This window comes from Pantoea sp. IMH (assembly GCF_000599885.1).
Classification (GTDB): Bacteria; Pseudomonadota; Gammaproteobacteria; order Enterobacterales; family Enterobacteriaceae; genus Erwinia.
Genome location: NZ_JFGT01000006.1, coordinates 128,476 through 148,227, shown reverse-complemented (window position 1 = coordinate 148,227; position 19,752 = coordinate 128,476). Strand labels below are relative to the sequence as shown.

Annotated in this window: 12 protein-coding genes and 2 pseudogenes; 4 read left to right on the top strand and 10 right to left on the bottom strand. The window is 53.9% G+C overall.

Features of this window, described 5'->3' with window-relative positions; all coding sequences use genetic code 11:
- Positions 1 to 84: 84 nt before the first annotated feature.
- The 3 genes from cmk to serC form a co-directional block, all read right to left on the bottom strand.
- Positions 85 to 768, bottom strand: a complete 684-nt coding sequence (cmk, locus tag EA20_RS0115065) for a (d)CMP kinase (RefSeq protein ID WP_024967618.1) — start codon at positions 766 to 768, stop codon at positions 85 to 87.
- Positions 769 to 979: 211 nt separating this feature from the next.
- Positions 980 to 2,266, bottom strand: coding sequence for a 3-phosphoshikimate 1-carboxyvinyltransferase (aroA, locus tag EA20_RS0115060; protein WP_024967617.1), 1,287 nt, complete (start codon positions 2,264 to 2,266; stop codon positions 980 to 982).
- Between the two features lie 87 nt (positions 2,267 to 2,353).
- The gene (gene serC, locus EA20_RS0115055; protein ID WP_024967616.1) at positions 2,354 to 3,439 is read right to left on the bottom strand and encodes a 3-phosphoserine/phosphohydroxythreonine transaminase; all 1,086 of its coding nucleotides are present in this window, start codon (positions 3,437 to 3,439) and stop codon (positions 2,354 to 2,356) included.
- A 193-nt stretch (positions 3,440 to 3,632) separates the two neighbouring features.
- Here serC and ycaO point away from each other — a divergent pair, with 193 nt between their 5' ends.
- The 4 genes from ycaO to pflA all read left to right on the top strand — a co-directional run bounded on the left by ycaO (position 3,633) and on the right by pflA (position 9,890).
- Entirely contained in the window at positions 3,633 to 5,390 is a 1,758-nt protein-coding gene (gene ycaO / locus EA20_RS0115050) for a 30S ribosomal protein S12 methylthiotransferase accessory factor YcaO (protein ID WP_024967615.1), read from the top strand.
- Positions 5,391 to 5,761: 371 nt separating this feature from the next.
- Positions 5,762 to 6,619, top strand: coding sequence for a formate transporter FocA (gene focA / locus EA20_RS0115045; RefSeq protein WP_024967614.1), 858 nt, complete (start codon positions 5,762 to 5,764; stop codon positions 6,617 to 6,619).
- An 81-nt stretch (positions 6,620 to 6,700) separates the two neighbouring features.
- Complete coding sequence (pflB, locus tag EA20_RS0115040; protein ID WP_024967613.1) at positions 6,701 to 8,983, top strand: formate C-acetyltransferase; 2,283 nt, start codon at positions 6,701 to 6,703, stop codon at positions 8,981 to 8,983.
- Positions 8,984 to 9,149: 166 nt separating this feature from the next.
- Positions 9,150 to 9,890 carry a pyruvate formate lyase 1-activating protein gene (gene pflA / locus EA20_RS0115035; RefSeq protein ID WP_024967612.1) on the top strand — a complete coding sequence of 247 codons (741 nt, stop codon included), beginning with the start codon at positions 9,150 to 9,152 and terminating at the stop codon, positions 9,888 to 9,890.
- 47 nt (positions 9,891 to 9,937) lie between these two features.
- Here the strand turns inward: pflA and EA20_RS0115030 are convergent, their stop codons facing one another.
- The 7 genes and pseudogenes from EA20_RS0115030 to lrp form a co-directional block, all read right to left on the bottom strand.
- Positions 9,938 to 11,089: an MFS transporter gene (locus EA20_RS0115030; RefSeq protein ID WP_024967611.1), complete on the bottom strand. Its 1,152-nt coding sequence runs from the start codon at positions 11,087 to 11,089 to the stop codon at positions 9,938 to 9,940.
- A 336-nt stretch (positions 11,090 to 11,425) separates the two neighbouring features.
- On the bottom strand, positions 11,426 to 12,718 hold the full coding sequence (gene serS / locus EA20_RS0115025; RefSeq protein ID WP_024967610.1) for a serine--tRNA ligase: 1,293 nt from the start codon (positions 12,716 to 12,718) through the stop codon (positions 11,426 to 11,428).
- A 97-nt stretch (positions 12,719 to 12,815) separates the two neighbouring features.
- Entirely contained in the window at positions 12,816 to 14,159 is a 1,344-nt protein-coding gene (locus EA20_RS0115020; protein WP_024967609.1) for a replication-associated recombination protein A, read from the bottom strand.
- Between the two features lie 7 nt (positions 14,160 to 14,166).
- Entirely contained in the window at positions 14,167 to 14,778 is a 612-nt protein-coding gene (gene lolA / locus EA20_RS0115015) for an outer membrane lipoprotein chaperone LolA (protein ID WP_024967608.1), read from the bottom strand.
- A 206-nt stretch (positions 14,779 to 14,984) separates the two neighbouring features.
- Positions 14,985 to 17,129 (bottom strand): annotated as a pseudogene (locus EA20_RS21315) (DNA translocase FtsK); the annotation flags it as partial.
- 192 nt (positions 17,130 to 17,321) lie between these two features.
- Positions 17,322 to 18,638 (bottom strand): annotated as a pseudogene (locus tag EA20_RS21310) (DNA translocase FtsK 4TM domain-containing protein); the annotation flags it as partial.
- Positions 18,639 to 18,757: 119 nt separating this feature from the next.
- The gene (gene lrp / locus EA20_RS0115005; protein WP_006118610.1) at positions 18,758 to 19,252 is read right to left on the bottom strand and encodes a leucine-responsive transcriptional regulator Lrp; all 495 of its coding nucleotides are present in this window, start codon (positions 19,250 to 19,252) and stop codon (positions 18,758 to 18,760) included.
- Positions 19,253 to 19,752: the final 500 nt, after the last annotated feature.

The window sequence follows — 19,752 nt, the reverse complement described above, 5'->3', positions numbered from 1 at the left end:
GACGGGTGGGGTTGTTTCACATGCCCCATGACATCCTTATCACAGGGTTAAAAAAAACAGCCGGGCAACGAGGCCCGGTTTCCGCTACGACAGAGAAAGTTTTTTCCGCGCATAATTGAGAGCAGTTTCAATAACTTCCTCAATTGACATGCTGGTCGAATCCAGCACCAGCGCGTCTTCTGCCGGCCTTAACGGTGCGATGGCGCGGTTACGGTCGCGCTCATCACGTTCCTTTATCTCAGATAAAAGGCGCTCAAAGTTAACACTAAAGCCCTTATCCTGCAACTGTAGCATACGGCGGTGAGCACGCTCTTCCGAGCTGGCATCCAGGAAGATTTTTACCGGTGCGTCCGGAAAAACAACCGTACCCATATCCCGCCCGTCAGCGATGAGGCCCGGCGCGTCACGGAAACCCCGCTGACGCCGTAACAGCGCCTCACGCACCCGCGGAAATGCGGCCACTTTAGAGGCCGTATTACTGACGTCCTGCGTACGAATTTCGCCCGAGACATCTTCCCCTTCCAGAATCACTTCCATCTCGCCATTGGTTGAAACGAAGCGAACATCAAGGTGAGCGGCAATCGGCACCAGCGCCTCTTCCGAAGCGATATCCACCTGATGATGCAACGCTGCCAGCGCCAGCACACGATAGATTGCACCGGAATCCAGCAGATGCCACTGTAGCGCTTCAGCCATTGCCTTACATAAGGTCCCTTTACCAGCACCGCTTGGGCCATCAATCGTGATCACCGGGGCTATAGCCGTCATGTCGTTCTCCTGTCGGTAGGATGCCTGCAAAAAATCGGCGCAGACAAATATCGACGCGCATTATACGCTGCTACAGCGCTGACCGTTACCCCTTAAGCGTAGACGTGCTTAATAAATTCAGCTATTTCAGATAAATTCTTGAAGGCCTGAACGGGCCAGTGCGTGACCCAACCGGCAAAACCGCTACGGGTTCACGCAGCGGGTAAGGGTTTCAGGCAGGCTGGCTGATGCGGGCGAGCTGCTCAAAATAGTCAGGAAAAGTTTTGGCCGTACAGCCGGGGTCAAGTATGGTGACGGGCGTAGTTGACAGCGCCACCAGCGAGAAACACATCGCCATCCGGTGATCGTTATAGGTGCCGATTTCTGCGTACTGAATCTCACGAGGAGGCGTGACGCAAATATAGTCATGGCCCTCCTCAACCTCAGCGCCGACTTTACGCAGTTCAGTCGCCATCGCTGCGAGACGATCGGTCTCTTTTACGCGCCAGTTGTAGATGTTACGCATCACTGTGGTGCCGTCAGCAAAGAGTGCGGCTGTGGCAATTGTCATTGCGGCATCGGGAATATGGTTCATATCCAGATCGACAGCCTTAAGCTCACCACGCGTACAGGCAATGTAGTCATCGCCCCATTCTATTACCGCGCCCATTTTCTCCAGCACGTCAGCAAAGCGAATATCTCCCTGTACACTGTTACGGCCTATTCCGGTAACCTTGACCGTTCCTCCCTTAATCGCGGCGGCGGCAAGGAAATAGGAGGCGGAAGAGGCATCGCCTTCCACGAGATAATCACCCGGCGCGATATAGCGCTGGTTGCCAGCAATGCGGAATACATTGTAATTATCGTTCTCAACGGTGACGCCGAATTTCTGCATCAGATTAAGAGTGATATCAATATAAGGCTTAGAAACCAGCTCACCTTTGATCAGAATCTGCGTATCGTTTTGCGCCAGCGGCGCCGCCATTAGCAGCGCCGTCAGAAACTGACTGGAAACGCTGCCGTCGACTGAAACCTCGCCACCTGAAAAGCCGCCTTTCAGCTGCAGAGGTGGATAGTTTTCCTGCTCCAGATAAACGATATCCGCACCGCCCTGACGCAGCGCATCCACCAGATGACCAATCGGACGCTCTTTCATCCTTGGCTCGCCGGTCAACACAATTTCATTGCTGCCCAGGCAGAGCGCAGCAGCCAGAGGACGCATTGCCGTACCGGCATTACCCAGGAACAGCTCCAGAGGTTGCTGAGCATGAAGCGGACCGCCCTGGCCTGTGACTTCGCATACCTTCCGATCGGCAGAGAGCGTGTAGTGCACGCCCAGCGCCTCAAGTGCATTGAGCATATGGCGAACGTCATCGCTGTCCAGTAAATTGGTCAGGCGGGTGGTGCCGTGCGCCATCGCTGCCAGCAGTAGCGCGCGGTTTGACACGCTTTTTGAACCAGGCAGGTTAACGGTGCCGTCCACCAGGGCGACAGGTTGTAAGGTCAGGGAATCCTGCATCTGAAACATCATCTCCAAAAATAAACAGAATAAAACCCCGCAGCCTTGCGGGGTTTCAGTGGGTAGAAGCTAAGCGCCATTGCCAGCTTAGCCGTGACGGCGCTCAAAATCGGTCATAAATTCTGTCAGCGCCTGTACGCCCTCAAGCGGCATCGCATTATAGATTGAAGCACGCATGCCGCCCACCACACGGTGCCCTTTCAGTGCATGAAGCCCGGCGGCCAGAGACTCTTCAAGAAAGCGGTTATCCAGCGCCGCATCAGCCAGCTGGAAAGGGACATTCATCCGTGAGCGGTTGCGGGGAGCGACGTCGTTACGATAGAAGCTGCTGGTGTCGATAGTGCGGTAAAGCAGATCGGCTTTCGCCTGATTCCGCTTGTCCAGTTCTGCCACTCCACCCTGCTCCTTCAACCATTTAAAGACCAGGCCGGAAAGATACCAGGCGAACGTTGGGGGCGTGTTGAACATGGAGTCATTGTCGCTCAGCACCTGATAATCCAGAATCGAAGGCAATGCTTTATCCGCTTTGCCCAGCAGATCGTCCCGCACCACAACCAGCGTCAGGCCGGCCGGGCCGATATTTTTCTGCGCTCCCGCATAAATGACGCCATAACGACTGACATCAATGGGACGGGAAAGGATGGTAGAAGAGAGGTCGGCAACCACGATTTTGTCGCCAAAATCGGGCTCTTCATCGATGGCGATGCCGTCGATGGTTTCATTGGGGCAGTAGTGTACGTAGGCCGCCTGGTCAGAGAGCGACCATTCGCGCATTGGCTTCAGCGCACGCAGGCCGTCAAGCGTCGTTTTCGCATCTATCACGTTTGGCGTGCAATATTTTTCCGCCTCTTTAATCGCGCTGTGGGCCCAGTAACCGCCATCAACATAGTCAGCGGTCGTTTTGCCGCCGAGCAGGTTCATTGGAATGGCGGCGAACTGGCCACGCGCACCGCCGTGACAGAACAGGACTTTATAGTTTGAGGGGATCTTCAGCAGGTCACGAAAATCCTTTTCGGCTTCTTCGGCCACCTTAAGGAATTCTTTGCTACGGTGGCTGATTTCCATCACCGAGGTTCCGGACCCCTGCCAGTTGCAAAGTTCCTGTTCCGCACGACGCAATACTTCTGCCGGCAGCATCGCCGGGCCGGAGCTAAAATTGAAAACCTGACTCATTTCCCCTCACCACTCTCTGAATAATCATGTTGATTCAGCTATCGGTTTTATCATTGCCACCCTTCTGCTGCAATGTTTTATCCTGTCAGCCGACCAGTGAGCAAACGCATGAAAATCCGGCACCCTGATAGCGATTCAGAGAGAAACCCCGTATCATTGCGCCCTTTCGCACAACCCCAACCGAGTGGGCACTATGACGCAAACTTTTATTCCAGGCAAAGATGCCGCGCTGGAAGATTCCATCTCACGCTTTCAGCAAAAATTGCAGGATCTGGGCTTCAATATAGAAGAAGCGTCCTGGCTGAATCCGGTTCCAAATGTCTGGTCCGTACATATTCGTGACCGTGACTGCCCGCTGTGCTTTACCAACGGCAAAGGCGCCAGTAAAAAAGCGGCGCTGGCATCAGCTCTCGGCGAGTATTTTGAGCGTCTGTCGACCAACTATTTTTTCGCGGATTTCTGGCTGGGTAAGGAGATCGCTAATGGGGACTTCGTTCACTACCCCAATGAGAAATGGTTCCCGCTGCCCGAAGATGACAGTTTGCCCGCCGGTATTCTCGATCCAGGCCTGAAGGCGTTTTACGATCCGGAAAACGAAGTCAGCGCCAGCGATCTCATCGATCTTCAGTCCGGTAACGCCGATCGCGGCATCTGCGCCCTGCCTTTTACCCGGCAGTCCGATCAACAGACCGTCTATATTCCGATGAATATTATCGGCAACCTCTATGTCTCTAACGGTATGTCAGCAGGCAACACGCCTGATGAAGCCCGCGTGCAGGGATTGTCTGAGGTTTTTGAGCGCTACATTAAAAACCGCATTATTGCCGAATCGATAAGCCTTCCGGCGATCCCCCAGACGGTACTGGATCGCTATCCAGGCGTGGTTGCGTCTATTGCAAGCCTTGAAGCAGAAGGATTTCCTATCTTCTCCTTTGATGCCTCGCTTGGCGGAAAGTATCCGGTTATCTGCGTGGTGCTGTTCAACCCGCAAAACGGTACCTGTTTTGCTTCTTTCGGGGCGCATCCTGATTTTGGTGTCGCGCTGGAAAGAACCGTTACCGAACTGCTTCAGGGACGCAGCCTGAAAGATCTGGATGTGTTTACACCGCCCACCTTTGATGATGAGGAAGTAGCTGAACACGCCAATCTTGAGACGCATTTCATCGATTCCAGCGGCCTGATCTCCTGGGATATGTTCAAAGACGATGCAGATTATCCTTTTGTTGACTGGCGCTTCGACGGCACTACCCAGGAAGAGTTTACGACTCTGATGGATATCTTCAGGCAGGAAGATAAAGAAGTCTACATTGCGGACTATCAGCACCTGGACGTTTACGCCTGCCGTATTATTGTGCCTGGCATGTCCGATATCTATCCTGCGGAAGATCTGCTGCTGGCCAATAACAGCATGGGTGCTTATCTGCGCGAGACGCTGCTCTCGCTGCCGGAAAGCGACTGGGAGAAAGCGGACTTTCTGGCGCTGCTTGAGCAGCTCGACGAAGATGGTCACGATGATTTTACGCGGGTACGCGAGCTACTTGGTCTGGCCACAGGAAAAGATAATGGCTGGTATACCCTGCGTATTGGCGAACTGAAAGCGATGCTGGCGCTGGCCGGCGGCGATATGGAACAGGCGCTGATCTGGACCGAATGGACGATGGAGTTCAACAGCTCTCTCTTCACGCCAGAGCGAGCCAATTACTATCGTTGTCTGCAAACGCTGCTGCTGCTCACTCAGGAAGAAGAGCGCGATCCGGTGCAGTATCACACCGCCTTCGTCCGGATGTATGGTCAGCAGGCAGTTGAAGCCGCCTCAGCCGCCATCAGTGGCGAAGCGCCTTTCTACGGTCTCCAGGCGGTGGATGACGAACTTCAGGCTTTCCCTGCGCATCAGTCGCTGCTGGCTGCTTATGAAAAGCTTCAGCAGGCTAAACGCACTAACTGGAAATAAATAAATGACCGGGGTTTATCGTTTATCATTTCGTACGGTAAACCCCGTTATTTTGATTTTTCAGGCGAGCATTTTTCAAGAAAGTTAAAGAAAGCAGTGCTGTAAAAACACAATTAAATTTAATGTCACAATCCTGATACATATCCCCGTCATAATTTACTTTTCTCCGCCATCACGGCGCTGCCTGTTCAAATTATTTTTAGGATATTAAAAATTACTTATTCCTTAATAATCAACAGGATGAAACCAAAAACCCTATAGATTACAGTGCTTTAGCGGGCTTTAACCCGGCACTGTATGATCCATATCAATTTCTTCCCTATACTCCTTTGTTAGTATCACTCCAATGAAAAATTTTGGGAGACGTTAGTGTGAAAACTGGCAACCCGTTTGATTTACTTCTTCCGTCGGAAATGGCTAAAGTGGCCGAAGAAGCCGGCGTCTATAAAGCAACTAAGCACCCTTTCACCACTTTTTTTCTGGCCATCACCGCTGGCGTATTTATTTCCATCGCGTTTGTTTTTTATATCACGGCCACAACCGGAGCAGACTTGCTTCCTTACGGCATGACGAAACTGGTGGGTGGATTATGCTTCTCGCTGGGGCTGATGCTGGTGGTGGTCTGCGGGGCCGATCTTTTTACCTCTACCGTGCTGACTATGGTCGCGAAAGCGAGCGGACGCATCAGCTGGGGCCAGTTAACCTGTAACTGGATTAACGTTTATATCGGTAACTTTTTCGGCGCCATGTTCTTTGTTGCGCTGATCTGGTTTGCAGGCCAACCCATGGTGGCGCACGGCGCATGGGGATTAAACGTGCTGCAAACCGCCGATCATAAAATGCATCATACTTTTATCGAAGCCGTCTGCCTTGGCATCCTGGCTAATCTGATGGTCTGTCTTGCGGTCTGGATGAGCTACTCCGGTCGCAGCCTGACGGACAAGATGCTGGCGATGGTCCTGCCGGTGGCCATGTTCGTTGCCTGTGGCTTCGAACACAGCATCGCCAACATGTTTATGATCCCGCTGGGCATCGTGATTAAAAACTTTGCTTCTCCTGAGTTCTGGCAGTTAACCGGCACCACTGCCGCGCAGTTTTCGCAACTGACCGTGACGAATTTTATCACTGATAATCTGATCCCTGTCACCCTGGGCAACATTATCGGCGGTGGATTACTGGTAGGTTTGACATACTGGGTGATCTATCTGCGGGATGGCGATCACCGCTAAACCCCGCACAGCATTTTGGCGCCTGCGACCGCCGAAGGTCGTGGGTACTAAAGAACTCCACGTAATTAAGGTAGGTATCAAATGAGCGAGCACAACGAAAAACAGGCTGCGGCCTGGGCAGGCTTTGCAGAAGGCGAATGGCAGAATAGCATTAACGTTCGCGACTTCATTCAGAAGAACTATACCCCCTATGAAGGTGATGAATCATTCCTGAGTGGCGCAACCGCAGCCACCACCGCCTTGTGGGACAAGGTAATGGAAGGCATCAAGCTGGAAAACCGCACGCATGCGCCGGTTGATTTTGATACCGATCTTGCTTCAACCATTACCTCTCACGATGCCGGTTACATCGATAAAAAACTGGAAACCATCGTCGGCCTGCAGACGGAAGCGCCGTTGAAGCGCGCGCTGATCCCGTACGGCGGCATTAAAATGGTTGAAGGCTCCTGTAAAGTTTACGGACGTGAGCTGGATCCAGGCCTGAAAAAAGTCTTTACCGAATACCGCAAAACGCACAACCAGGGCGTATTCGACGTTTACACCCCTGATATCCTGCGCTGCCGTAAGTCTGGCGTACTGACCGGTCTGCCGGACGCCTATGGCCGTGGCCGTATCATCGGTGACTACCGTCGCGTTGCCCTGTACGGCATCGACATGCTGATGAAAGATAAATTCGCGCAGTTCACTTCACTGCAGAGTGACCTGGAAAATGGCGTTAATCTCGAAGCCACGATCCGTCTGCGTGAAGAGATCGCTGACCAGCACCATGCACTGCAGCAGATCAAAGAGATGGCCGCGAAGTATGGCTGCGATATCTCTGGTCCGGCAAAAACCGCTCAGGAAGCGGTACAGTGGACCTACTTTGGTTACCTGGCAGCGGTGAAATCGCAAAACGGCGCAGCCATGTCCTTCGGACGCGTCTCCACCTTCCTGGATGTTTACATCGAACGCGACCTGCAGTCAGGTAAAATCACTGAGCAAGAAGCGCAGGAACTGATCGACCACCTGGTGATGAAACTGCGTATGGTGCGCTTCCTGCGTACGCCAGAGTATGATGAACTGTTCTCAGGTGACCCAATCTGGGCCACGGAATCACTCGCCGGTATGGGTGTGGATGGTCGTACGCTGGTAACTAAAACCAGCTTCCGCTTCCTGAATACGCTCTACACCATGGGGCCGTCACCAGAGCCAAACATGACCATCCTGTGGTCAGAGAAGCTGCCGCTGAATTTCAAAAAATTCGCGGCGAAGGTTTCTATCGACACCTCATCCGTACAGTATGAAAACGACGATCTGATGCGTCCTGACTTCAACAACGATGACTATGCCATCGCCTGCTGCGTCAGCCCGATGATCGTTGGTAAACAAATGCAGTTCTTCGGTGCACGTGCCAACCTGGCGAAAACCATGCTTTATGCCATCAATGGCGGCGTGGATGAAAAAATGAAAATGCAGGTCGGTCCGAAAGAAGCGCCAATGATGGATGAGGTGCTGGATTACGATAAAGTCATGGAACGTATGGACCACTTCATGGACTGGCTGGCCAAGCAGTATGTGACCGCGCTGAACGTGATCCACTACATGCATGATAAGTACAGCTATGAAGCGTCTCTGATGGCTCTGCATGATCGCGATGTCTATCGCACCATGGCCTGTGGCATCGCCGGACTCTCTGTTGCTGCTGACTCACTGTCTGCTATCAAATATGCCAAAGTGTCCACCATCCGTGATGAAGACGGTCTGGCTATTGACTTCAAAATTGAAGGTGAATACCCGCAGTTTGGTAACAATGACGCGCGCGTTGATGATATCGCCTGCGATCTGGTTGAACGCTTCATGAAAAAAATTCAGAAGCTGCAAACTTACCGCAACGCAGTACCAACCCAGTCCGTCCTGACCATTACTTCTAACGTGGTGTATGGTAAGAAAACGGGTAACACTCCAGATGGTCGTCGTGCTGGTGCGCCATTTGGTCCGGGTGCAAACCCAATGCACGGACGCGATCAGAAAGGCGCCGTTGCTTCACTGACCTCGGTGGCGAAACTGCCCTTTGCCTACGCGAAAGACGGCATCTCCTATACTTTCTCTATCGTGCCAAACGCACTGGGTAAAGATGATGACGTGCGTAAAGCAAACCTGGCCGGCCTGATGGATGGCTACTTCCATCATGAAGCCAGCATCGAAGGCGGTCAGCACCTGAATGTGAACGTCATGAACCGCGAAATGCTACTGGATGCGATGGATAATCCTGAAAAATATCCTCAGTTAACCATCCGCGTTTCCGGCTATGCCGTTCGCTTCAACTCGCTCACTAAAGAGCAGCAGCAGGACGTGATCACACGTACCTTCACCAGCGCCCTGTAAGTTTCTTCCGGGCATGAAAGGCTCCGCTCAGGCGGAGCCTTTTTCCAGCCTGTTTTGCCAGCTACCTCCCCTCTTTACCTTCCGGGCCGCTGGCAAAACAGACTTAACGCAGCTTAAAGACTGCGTCCTGCCAGTACGGCAGGCCTACTATGGAGAATTCATCGCAATGTCAGTCAAAGGTCGCATTCACTCATTCGAATCCTGCGGGACCGTAGATGGCCCCGGCATCCGCTTTATCACCTTTTTTCAGGGCTGCCTGATGCGCTGCCTCTACTGTCATAACCGCGATACCTGGGACACCCACGGCGGTAAAGAGATTACCGTTGAGGAACTGATGAAAGACGTTCTCTCGTATCGTCATTTTATCAATGCCTCCGGGGGCGGTGTGACGGCGTCGGGCGGCGAAGCGATACTCCAGGCAGAGTTTGTCCGCGACTGGTTCCGCGCCTGCCGCGCTGAAGGCATTCATACCTGCCTCGATACTAACGGCTTTGTTCGTCGCTACGATCCGGTTATTGATGAGTTGCTGGAAGTGACCGATCTGGTCATGCTGGATCTGAAACAGATTAATGATGATATCCATCAGATTCTGGTTGGCGTCTCAAACCACCGCACGCTGGAGTTTGCCCACTACCTGGCGAAGAAGAAAATCCGTACCTGGATCCGCTTCGTGGTGGTGCCGGGTTATTCCGACGACGACGATTCCGCGCACCGGCTGGGTGAATTTACCCGTGATATGGGCAACGTAGAAAAAATTGAGCTCCTGCCCTATCACGAGCTGGGTAAACATAAATGGATAGCGATGGGAGAAGAGTACAAGCTGGAAGGTATCCACCCACCAAAAGCGGAAACGATGGATCGCGTTAAAAGCATCCTTGAAGGCTACGGGCACAAGGTCATGTATTAAACGCCAATGCCGGTCAGAGGACCGGCATTTTTTTGCGCTCTACTTTATCAGGCGTGTGCCATCGGCGTCGCGTGCCTGTCGGCCTTACGCAGTAGCATGACCAGATAAACAAAGGCGACAGCGGCTATCATCAAAAACAGCACGCGATCGGAGTAGTTCTGCATTAACATTGAGGTCATCGCCGGGCCTATCAGGCTGCCGATGGTATAGCTGAGCAGCAGAGCCTGGTTCATCGCTACCAGTTCATGATGGGCCACGGTTTCGCAAGCCCATGACATCGCCAGCGGATAGAGCGTAAAGCCGGCACAGCCCAGTACAAAGAGCGCGGGTGCCATCGCGGCGTTGCTCAGCATCGCAAGCGCCCCCATAATCACCACAAACACCTGAACGCGCAGAACCAGTAAACGCCCGTAGCGATCGGCGAGACGTCCGACAGGCCACTGGCCCACAATACCCGCACTGACCAGCAGCGCCATCCAGTAGCCTACCGTCGCATCACTCATACCCTGATGGGAAAGATAGAGCGGCATCAGGCCATAGAGCGAACCCAACAGAATGCCGGAGATGATACAGCCGTTGATCCCAAGGCGCGCGTTACGGCGGCGCAGCATCGGCCACATGCGACCCGGCGCAGCCTCTTCATCGTCGCCTTTGGCGGTGATGCGCGTAAAGAGTAATGGCAATATGGCGCTAAGCACGATCGCGGTTACCCACGGGAGCACCTGCATAAGTTCTGTAGAAACTTTACTGACCAGCAGCTGACCGGCCACCGTTCCCAGGTAATAAACAATCATGTAAGCGGCAAGGAGCTGGCCACGATTGCGCAGCGTACCGCTGCATAGCAGCGCGCTTTCCACCACGACCCAAATCAGCGCACAGCCAATACCTGCCGTAAAACGCCAGAGTGTCCATGCCCAGAATCCACTTTCCAGCGCCAGTGCGGCAGAGGCCAGCGCAAATACCAGCGAGGCTGCGTAATAGCTGCGGTTAAACCCGAGACGCTTGATCACCAGACCGGCAATCAGCGTTCCCGCCAGGTTACCCGTGTAATAAGCGGAGCTCACCACGCCAACCTGCCAGGTCGGCAACGCATCATGGGTAAGCCAGAGCGGCACCAGCGTGTTTAACACGGCGATAGAAATCGTCATCAACAAAAGGCCGCAAAGCAGCACGATAACAGGGCGAGACCAGGTGGACATGTTGGGGATACGACCAAAAAGGGAAGATTTTGCGCGCATATTGCCACCGGAATAATTAAAGTCAACGCCTCAGAAAAGTCACCAGCACGATTTGCTGCGAAGCGATTAAAATTTTTTATCTACAAAGAGTTAGCGGGATAAACGAAACGGCAGCGCGCCACTTTATCTCTATGAAAAGTGACAACTTTACGCTTTAGCGCCTTTCTGTTCACGATAACATTTATTTTTAGAAGTTTTCTCTGAACGATCAGGCAGGCGCATGCATCATTTTTCAGACAGACCGGCAAAAAAAAACCTGCGACCAGAGTCGCAGGTTTGATGGGAAATGAACGGCGCTTAACCGATAAATTCCAGTCCCTTCATATAAGGGCGAAGCACTTCAGGTACGGCAATACGACCGTCAGCCTGCTGGTAGTTTTCCAGCACCGCAACCAGCGTACGCCCTACAGCCAGACCGGACCCGTTAAGAGTGTGCACCAGACGGGGTTTCTTCTCGGTCTTACTGCGGCATCGGGCCTGCATGCGCCGCGCCTGAAAATCACCCATGTTGGAGCAGGAAGAGATTTCACGGTAGGTTTCCTGAGCTGGCAACCAGACTTCCAGATCGTACGTTTTGGTGGAGCCGAAGCCCATATCACCCGTACAGAGCAGCATCTTACGGTAAGGCAGATTCAGTAACTGCAACACCTTCTCGGCGTGTCCGGTCAACGCTTCCAGTGCGTTCATGGAATCTTCAGGGCGGGTAATCTGCACCATTTCCACTTTATCAAACTGGTGCATACGGATCAGACCGCGGGTATCCCGTCCATAAGCGCCTGCTTCAGAACGGAAACAGGGCGTATGAGCAGTAAATTTCAGCGGCAGCGACTCCTCTTCCAGAATCTCATCCCGCACCAGATTGGTCAGCGGCACTTCTGAAGTGGGGATCAGCGCATAATCGCTGCTGGAGGCTTCTTCTTCCAGAGGTCGGGTGTGAAAAAGATCCTCACCAAATTTGGGAAGCTGACCGGTGCCATACAGTGAGGCGTGATTCACCAGGTAAGGCACATAGGTTTCCAGATAACCATGCTGTTCGGTATGGAGATCGAGCATAAACTGGCTGAGTGCGCGGTGCATCAGGGCAATCTGCCCTTTCATGACCACAAACCGGGAACCGGTCAGCTTGGTCGCTGCTGCAAAATCGAGGCCGGCGGCCATTTCGCCCAGCTCAACGTGATCGCGTACCGGGAAATCATATTTTGCCGGTTCGCCCCAGCGGCTCACTTCCTGATTATCGCTATCGTCTTTGCCCTCAGGAACCTCATCCGCGGGAATATTCGGTATCGTCAGCGCCAGATCACGAATGGCGCTTTGCAACGCGTCCAGTTCCGCTTTAGCCGCGTCCAGACGTTCACCCAGTGCGTTCACTTCCTGACGCAACGGCTCGATATCTTCCCCACGTGCCTTGGCCTGGCCGATAGATTTGGATCGGGAGTTACGTTCTGCCTGCAGTGTTTCAGTTTCGACCTGCAGGACCTTACGACGCTCTTCATGAGCGCGTAGCGTATCAACGTCCAGCTTAAAGCCCCGGCGTGCCAGTTTTTCAGCGACTGCGTCTGGCTCGTTACGCAGCAGATTGGGATCGAGCATGCTTGTCCTGTGCTTAGTATGATTGAGTGAAAAAGAAGGGACGCATCCGATCTGCGAATGCGTTGAATTCATTGCTAACCTTACCGCAACGTCACTGTCAGCGATAGCGTTTTGTCGGGCTATTTTGATCCTGCTCCGCGAGCCAGGCGAGCTTTTCAGCGATTTTGCCTTCCAGTCCACGTGACGTCGGCTGATAGTAACGGGTATGCGCCATTTCGCCGGGAAAGTAACTCTCGCCTGCCGCATAGGCGTTAGGCTCGTCGTGCGCGTAGCGGTATTCTGCGCCTAATCCCATCTCTTTCATCAATTTTGTTGGCGCATTGCGCAGATGCTCGGGCACATCGTAGTCTGGATTATCCCGGGCATCACGCATTGCGGCCTTAAAGGCGGTGTAGACAGCATTACTCTTTGGCGCGCAGGCCAGATAGACAATCGCCTGAGCGATGGCACGCTCGCCCTCTGCCGGCCCGACGCGGGTAAAGCAATCCCAGGCAGAGATCGCCACCTGCATTCCCCGGGGATCGGCATTGCCAACATCTTCCGAGGCTATCGCCAGCAGCCGCCTGGCGACATATAAGGGATCGCCGCCCGCGGTGATAATTCTGGCATACCAGTAAAGCGCGGCGTCCGGCGCTGAGCCACGTACCGATTTGTGCAGCGCCGAGATGAGGTCGTAATAGCGGTCGCCTTTATTATCGAACCTGGCGCTGCGTTCGCCAGAGACTTCATTCAGTAGCTGACTGGTCAGCTCGCGCTTGCCGTCCCCGTTGACTTCAGCCATATCCGCCATCATTTCCAGCGTATTCAGCGCCCGGCGGGCATCGCCGTTGACCAGCTCTGCCACCATCCTGCGGGTCGAATCCGGCAGAACAATATTTTCATCGCCATAGCCGCGTTCGCTATCCTGCATCGCCTGTGTCAGTACGTGTTCGATATCCTCACTGGTGAGCGATTTCAGCAGATAGACACGGGCGCGGGAGAGCAGAGCTGAATTCAGCTCAAAAGAGGGGTTTTCCGTAGTGGCACCGATAAAAGTGATGGTGCCATCTTCAATATGCGGCAGGAAGGCGTCCTGCTGACTCTTGTTAAAACGATGAACCTCATCGACGAAGAGAATTGTCCGGCGACCTGCGCTGCGGTTCTGCCTGGCGCGTTCGATCGCTTCACGTATATCTTTTACGCCGGAGGTGACCGCCGAAATGCGCTCGACATCCGCCTTTCCGTAATGGCCAATAATCTCTGCCAGCGTAGTTTTACCCGTACCTGGGGGCCCCCACAGGATCATGGAGTGCAGATGGCCTGCTTCAATGGCGCGTGGTAAGGGTTTTCCAGGAGCCAGTAAATGCTGCTGACCGATATATTCGGCCAGCGTTCGCGGCCGCATCCGGGCGGCCAACGGCTGAAACGCATTATGGGAGAAATCCAGAGACAGATTGCTCACGCTAACCTCACTTACGCTGGTCATCCAGCGTGACGCCCTGCGGCGGCGTGAATGTGAATTTGGCGGCATCAATGGCGCCATTCTGCTGATTTTTCAGCGTATAGCTGCTGCGCTGACCATCCTGCTCAATCGCGCTGAACTGATTGATTGTGCCGCTGGCGGAAACGTTCAGGGTAAACTGCTTCAGGTTGCCGTCGCTTGACTTAGGCGTGAGCTCAAATTTATCGCCCTGCTGGCTGATATTATACTGCTGCCAGTCGCTACTCTGATTACGCGCTATCAGCATAAACGGCGTATTGCTGGTGGCATCTTTCAGCCAGGTAGCACTGACCTGTTCAACAAAAGGATTATAGAACCAGAGCGTTTTGCCATCTGAAATCAGGATGCTTTCATCGGGCGCGGTCATGTGCCAGTTGAACAGATTTGGACGCTTAACCCACAGTTCGCCTTCACCTTCCTGAACCGATTGCCCGCTGCCGTCAGTCACTTTTTGGTCAAAGGTGGCATGAAAGCTTTTTACCTTGTCGAGTCGCTGTTGTAGCGCGGAGGAGGCGTCCGCCAGTACACCGGCAGAAGTAAAAGCAGTCAGCAGACAGCAGGAGATCATTAATTTTTTCATTACGGCGTCCTTATTGAAACTTTTTTATCCCGGTAAGCGGGGGAAGCATTCAGGGATAACTGTAGCCAGGCTCTGGCCCTGTCAACAGAAGATTAGCCTGAATAATATGGCCAGCAACAGATGATATGGGGATAAACCCTATAAATCACAACGGGCCAGGTCGCCCCGGCCCGTCAGTAACGGTAATACTTTGTCAGGTTATGCCGCTACATTTCATGCGGCGGCGGTGCAAGGACTTCACGGTTACCATTATGGCCTGGCGGAGAAACAATGCTCTGCGCTTCCATCTGTTCAATGATGCGCGCCGCACGGTTATAGCCAATGCGGAACTGGCGCTGAACGCCGGAAATAGAGGCCCGGCGCTTTTCAACCACAAAGACCACGGCCTGGTCAAACAGCGGATCGAGCTCTTCATCACCGTCCAGCCCCAGACCGCCACCTTCGTTCTCTTCGCCCGCGGTGATGCTCTCAATATATTGAGGACGACCACGCGCTTTCCAGTCCTGTACGACCGCGTGCACTTCCTGATCGCGAACAAATGCGCCATGAACACGGACCGGCATAGAGGAGTTAGGCGGCATATAAAGCATATCACCCATGCCTAACAGTGATTCCGCTCCTGCCTGATCGAGAATGGTGCGCGAATCGATTTTGCTTGATACGGTAAAGGCGATACGCGTCGGGATGTTGGCTTTAATCAGCCCGGTTATCACATCCACCGATGGGCGCTGCGTGGCCAGCACCAGATGAATTCCCGCCGCACGCGCCTTCTGTGCCAGCCGGGCAATCAGCTCTTCTACTTTTTTGCCCACGGCCATCATCAGATCGGCAAATTCATCGACCAGCACCACAATATAAGGCAGCTTTTCAAGCACCGGCGGCGTGGTATCCATGCTGTCGCCGGGTTTCCAGAACGGATCAGGGATAGGACGCCCCATCGCTTCCGCAAGCTCAACCTTCTCGTTGTAACCGGCCAGATTTCGCACACCCAACGCCGACATAAGCTTGTAACGGCGCTCCATTTCACCCACGCTCCAGCGCAGCGCGTTCGCCGCATCCTTCATGTCGGTAACCACTTCCGTCAACAGATGAGGAATACCCTCATAGACGGAGAGCTCCAGCATTTTCGGATCGATCATGATAAAGCGCACTTCTTCCGGCGTGGCCTTATAGAGCATGCTGATAATCATGGCGTTAACGCCCACCGACTTACCGGAGCCTGTGGTACCAGCAACCAGCAGGTGTGGCATTTTCGCCAGGTCGGCCACAACGGGTTGTCCGGCAATATCCTTACCTAACACCACCGCAAGCGGTGACGGGTTGTCACGGAACTGCGGACATTCCAGCACCTCACGCATATAAACCGTCTGGCGGTGTTTGTTAGGCAGCTCCAGCCCCACATAGGGTTTGCCCGGAATAACTTCCACAATACGCACCGCAACGGCGGAGAGAGAACGCGCCAGATCGCGGGAGAGATTGGAAATACGTGCTGCTTTCACACCAGGAGCCAGATCCAGCTCGAAGCGGGTAATCACAGGTCCCGGTGAGATGCCTACAACTTCCGCTTTTACGCGGTAGTCCGCCAGACGGGACTCCACGAGACGAGCCGTTTGCTCAAGCGCAAACATATCCACCGGTTCAGCTTCCTCCGGCGGTGCCGAAAGCAGATCCAGCGTCGGCAGCGGCGTGGTCGGTCTTTCCAGCGGCTGCTCGTGGCGAACCAGGAAAGGATGGAACAGACTGTCTGCGGCAGGCTGCGGCGTGGCAGCCGGTGAGGATTGCGGTGGTATCGCCGGGGCCGCCGCTGGTTCAGCATGCGGAGAAGAAGGCTGAATAACCCTTTCAGCGGCGTATTGTGCGTCTGTACCCTGCTCCTTCACGCTTAGATCGTTTTCTTGCTGTACAGAGCCTGAGATAAACGGGCTGGTCGGCGGCTGGCTGGCTGGCGGCCAGGATGGCGCAGGCACCGTCGGTGCAACATCTGCCTGAGCGGGCTGGCTATGCGCCTGCCACTGCGGCTGCACGGGCGGACGATCCGCTTCAGGCTCAGGCGTGGCAGAAAGGGTGAAAAGTGGCTCACCTGGGCCTTCATCAACAACATCATCAAATGGGGAGAAGTTGACTGCGCCTGAGGCATCAGGCGTAAGCGACGGCGGCGCTATCTGTCCCTGCGCCTCACCGTAGCGCTGAGTCTGCTGGGCGGCGAACTGTCGTGCAAGGCTGGCCTGGTGTAGCGCCTCTTCATCCTCTTCAGCAAACGCCTCGCCATAGCGTTGCTGCTGCTGCGTCATAAAGGCTTCGCGAAGATGGGCGTCGTCCTGAGCGTCATGCTCTTCATGCAGCGGTGAAGCATAAGGACGGGATGCAGGCTGCTCTTGCTGTGGTAAAGCATAACCACCGTTAGAAGGCTGCTCCTGCTGTGATGTAACATAACGATCGGAAGCAGACTGTTCATGCTGCGGTGAAGCATAACCATCGGCAGAGGACGGCTCCTGCTGTGGCGAAGCATAAGGAGTGGAAGGCTGCTCCTGCTGACGAAGCTCCTCCTCTTTCGCTTTTTCTTCTGCTATCCGCTGCGAAGGCAGCTTAATGCCGTAAGAGGCCAGCTCACGACGGGTCGGTAGCTTAACCGGATTAGGCCGCGGTAAAGCCGGACCTATTCCCTGCTTGACCTGCGGATTGATGCTCTCTGCCGCTGGCGCAGCGCCAGGCATCAGGGCTGCCGCTGTGGCAGAGGTCGCAACCAGTCTGGCCGCATCGCTGCCAGTCAGGGCGCTCATTGCGTCAAGTGGCGACGATGGCACGACGGTGCCGGGCGCCGATGATGCACTGTTTTCCTGCCAGTTTACCGGTTGTGAGCCCCTTGCATCTTCTGCGTCTGGAGAGGCGACAGGCACAGACGATTCCGCCGGCATTTCGAAGTGATAGAGTTCCGGCTTCTGCTGCGTTACCACAGACTCAGAAACCGCAGGCGCATCAGCAACACGTTCAGTCGCAAACGGCGCTGGAGCAGCAGGTGCCGCTGCATGCTGGACTGTCTGAGCCGCTGCTGGCGCTTGCGATGCTTCAGCCACTGGCCCGGGGCTCACGTCAGGCGCTGATTTACTCAGTAACGGATCATAATCTTCGTCGATGCTGCCCATACCCGCCAGTAGCACATCCCCTTCATCAACATCAGCGCTCTGTTTAAGAACAGGTTCGGCAAGCCTCTCCTCTTCTTCATCCTGCCAGCGCGCTTCATTGCGTGAGCGATTGCTTGCAAATGTCAGCACACCCATTACCGCTGCACCGATCTTTTCAGCAATGGTGAGCCATGACCAGCCGGTATAAAGCGTCAGCCCGGCAGCCCAGATGCAGAGCAGCGTCAGTGTGCCGCCTGCGCCGTTGAACCAGGGCGCCATTGCGTTGCTCAGCAGGCTGCCAATCACGCCGCCGGAGGCAAAATACCAGATATCGTCGGCATTAAGCGCCGCCAACCCGCAGGTGGTGACCACCAGCGCCAGCACGCCTATCAGCCGCAGCGATACGGCAAAATAATCGATGTAGTCCTGTTCGTGTCGCTGGCGGAACGTTATCCAGCAGAGGCCAAGGATCACCGGCGGGATGGCATAAGCCATTACGCCGAATACGAAGAACAGCGTATCAGCCAGCCAGGCGCCCACGCCGCCGCCAAGATTATGAATAGGTTCATGCCAGGCGGTCTGGGACCAGCTGGGATCGGAGGGATTGAAGCTCAGGAGCGCGACCATCAGATAGACGGCGAAAAGAGCAACAACGATCAACAGCGCCTCCAGCAGGCGACGCCCACTGCTCAGCGGTTGCAGGGAAACTTCTTTATCTTCTGTGTATTCCTGGCTCAAGAGTTCTCTCCAGGTGCCTGTAAACTATGAAGGCAACAGCGTCGGGCAAGCCCGACGCTGAACCTGTATGAATTCACAGGAGTGTACCGAAATTCAACAGGTTTTGCACCTGCCCTGTGTTACCGTGTTTTAATGACCAGACGGTTGCTCTGTTTCACTTCTTCCATCACCACATAGGTCCGCGTATCGTTTACGCCCGGCAGGCGCAGCAGGGTTTCGCCCAGCAGCTTACGGTAAGCGGACATATCCGGTACGCGGGTTTTCAGCAAATAGTCGAAATCGCCTGAAACAAGATGACACTCTTGAGTTTCCTCAAGTTTTTGCACGGCAGCGTTAAATTGCTCAAAGACATCCGGCGCACCGCGATTCAGAGTAATCTCAACAAACACCAGCAGAGAGGCGTCCAGATAATGCGGATTGAGCTGCGCGGTATAGCCAAGGATAAACCCCTGCCTTTCAAGGCGACGTACGCGCTCCAGACAGGGTGTTGGTGACAACCCTACACGTTTGGAAAGCTCAACGTTAGAAATGCGGCCATCCTTTTGCAGTTCGTTCAGGATGTTGCGGTCGATTCTGTCAAGATCTTTACCCGGTCGTTTTTTATTGTCTACCATTATTATTGTCTCTCTTAATGCCTTCCCTATACCTGCCATACCCTGAACCGGTTCAATGTTACAGGACTGATTTAAGTGAAGTCTTGCGCCTGCTGCGGTTTGAAACGCCCATCCGTATGACGCATGCTGTCTGTCCACACCATGCGTCATGACCAATGACAGACTGAGTTTATCCGGACGGATGTGCAGAGCAGAGGTAAAAACCTGCTCTGGTCGCCTGAATGCGCTCTGCTTCCTACACTGTTTTCGCAAAAGACCAGCCGATTGTCAAAGCAAAACAATTAAAATCAGTAGAACATGCCAGAAGTATCGCTGCGTGACTGTTTTTAAATAACTATTTTCCCTTTACTGCACTCACAGGACGCTTTTTTGCCCCATTTTGGCGCATTAACGTTACCAGGTGGAGGTCAGATCAATTGGTCAGACCGCATGCAGTAATTGTTAACAACATTGCAGAATGCTTTTTTTGCGTCGGCAAATTCCCTACAATCAGAAAAAGT